Genomic DNA, 2,357 nt, shown 5'->3' on the forward strand with positions numbered 1-2,357 from the left:
GGCCTATGAGGCCTGGTCGTTCAACGCGATCCCCAGGATCGGCAAGGCGGTGACCGGCGACGGCGAGCCCTATTCCTACCTCGTCGAATCCATCCGCAAGTTCCCCAACCAGCAGAATTTCGCGGCGATGATCGCCCGCGCCGGCTTCGATCGCGTCACCTTCCGCAACTATTCGGGCGGCATCGCCGCCCTTCATTCCGGCTGGAAGCTTTGAGGCGGGACCTTTGAAGCAGGCCCCCTTGAAACAGGCCCTCTTGAATCGGGATGGCCAATGAGCAGCGTCGGCGCCGCCTTCAGGCTCGCCCGGGCCGGCTGGGTGCTGGTCCGCGAGGGCGTCGTCGCGGCGTTGCCGGGCGAGGAGCTCTCCGGCATGCCGAAATTCGGCTGGAGCGTTGCGCGACTTTTCACCCGGCGGCGGGCGCTGAGCTATCAGCGCGGCGACAGGCTGGCGCGCGCGGTGGTGCGGCTCGGGCCTTCCTATGTCAAGCTCGGCCAGTTCCTGGCAACGCGGCCCGATGTCGTCGGCAACGACATGGCGCTCGACCTCGCGCTGTTGCAGGACAAGATGCACACCTTTCCGAAGGCGGAAGCGGTCCACGCGATCGAGGCCTCGCTCGGCCGCAGGATCGACGATCTCTATTCGAGCTTCGGTGAGCCGGTGGCGGCGGCCTCGATCGCGCAGGTGCACAGGGCCGAGGTCATGCGCGAGGGCACTGCTTCGCGCGTGGCGGTGAAGGTCATCCGGCCCGGCGTGCGGCACCGCTTCTTCCAGGACCTCGAAAGCTATTTCCTCGCCGCCCGCCTGCAGGAAAAATACATCCCATCGTCGCGCCGGCTGCGCCCGGTCGAGGTGACGCAGACGCTGGCGCAGACCACCAGGATCGAGATGGATTTGCGGCTCGAGGCGGCAGCGCTTTCGGAGCTCGGCGAGAACACCAAGGACGATCCGGGGTTCCGCGTGCCGGCAGTCGATTGGGAACGGACCGGCCGCGACGTGCTCACCATGGAGTGGATCGACGGCGTCAAGATGAACGACATCGCCGGCCTTGCTGCCGCCGGTCATGACCTCAAGGCGATCGCCACCAATCTCATCCAGTCGTTCCTCAGGCACACGCTGCGCGACGGCTTTTTCCATGCCGACATGCATCCGGGCAACCTGTTCGTCGAGGCGGACGGCACCATCGTTGCCGTCGATCTCGGCATTGCCGGGCGGCTCGGCAAGAAGGAGCGGCGCTTCCTGGCGGAGATCCTCTACGGCTTCATCGTGCGCGACTATCAGCGCGTCGCCGAAGTGCATTTCGAGGCGGGCTATGTGCCGCGCCAGCACAATGTCTCGGCCTTCGCGCAGGCGATCCGCGCCATCGGCGAGCCAATCCACGGCCAGTCGGCCGACACCATCTCGATGGCGAAGCTTTTGACGCTTCTTTTCGAGGTCACCGAGCTGTTCGACATGGCGACGCGACCGGAGCTGATCCTGTTGCAAAAGACCATGGTGGTCGTCGAAGGCGTCGCCCGCACGCTCGATCCGGCCTTCAACATGTGGAAGACCTCCGAACCGGTGGTGGGCGACTGGATCGCCGGCAATCTCGGTCCGCGCGGGCTGCTCACCGACGCGCGCGAAGGCGCCAAGGCGCTGCTGGCACTCGCCCGCCAGGCGCTGGACCTTGCCGCCCGAACCGACCGGCTGTCGCGCGAGATCGACCTGATGGCCGAGAACGGCCTGCGCTTCGACGAAGCGACCGCGCAAGCCATCGGCGAGGCTGAAGCGCGCCACACCCGGTCCGGCCGCGTGGCGCTGTGGGTGATCGCGCTGACGCTGATCTACATCGCGTGGAAATCGCTCTGATTGCTTGCAATGCTAGCATCCAATTTGCTAGCGTTGCAGGCAGTTGACGGTTGGAACGGGATCATGGGCACGATTACTGTCCGTAATCTAGCGGACGACGTGAAGCAGAGATTGCGCGAACGTGCTGCAGCACGCGGCGTGTCCATGGAAGAACAGGCGCGCGAGATCCTGGGCAGAAGCGTTCTGTCCGCAGGAGCGGCGACCGCCCCGGCGGGCGAGAGCCTTTACGCGGCGATCCGCGGTCTGGTCGAGCCGCATGGCGGCTTTGATATTGAGCTGCCACTGCGCGGCCAATCCGTGGGAAGCCGCATGACTCTCTCCGGCAAGCGCATCCTGCTGATCATCGGCGGCGGCATCGCCGCCTATAAATCGCTTGATCTGATACGGCGGCTGCGCGAGCGCGGCGCTTCTGTGCGGGTGGTGATGACCTCGGCAGCGCAGGAATTCGTCACCACCCGCACAGAAGCGCCGCGCTCGCGCAGCCGCCGTATCAGATCAAGCGATTTATAGG

2 protein-coding genes and 1 pseudogene are annotated in these 2,357 nt (G+C 65.6%); all 3 read left to right on the top strand.

Going from position 1 to position 2,357, the window contains the following annotated elements; genetic code table 11:
* A partial coding sequence (locus tag EOA27_RS32315; protein WP_189562196.1) for a class I SAM-dependent methyltransferase occupies window positions 1-214 on the top strand: 214 nt, incomplete at its 5' end.
* A 57-nt stretch (window positions 215-271) separates the two neighbouring features.
* Complete coding sequence (gene ubiB / locus EOA27_RS32320) at window positions 272-1,846, top strand: 2-polyprenylphenol 6-hydroxylase (RefSeq protein WP_127258263.1); 1,575 nt, start codon at window positions 272-274, stop codon at window positions 1,844-1,846.
* A gap of 309 nt (window positions 1,847-2,155) precedes the next feature.
* Window positions 2,156-2,245 (top strand): annotated as a pseudogene (locus tag EOA27_RS42540) (hypothetical protein); the annotation flags it as partial.
* Between the last annotated feature and the right edge of the window lie 112 nt (window positions 2,246-2,357).

This window comes from Mesorhizobium sp. M2A.F.Ca.ET.037.01.1.1 (genome assembly GCF_003998075.1).
Lineage (GTDB): Bacteria > Pseudomonadota > Alphaproteobacteria > Rhizobiales > Rhizobiaceae > Mesorhizobium.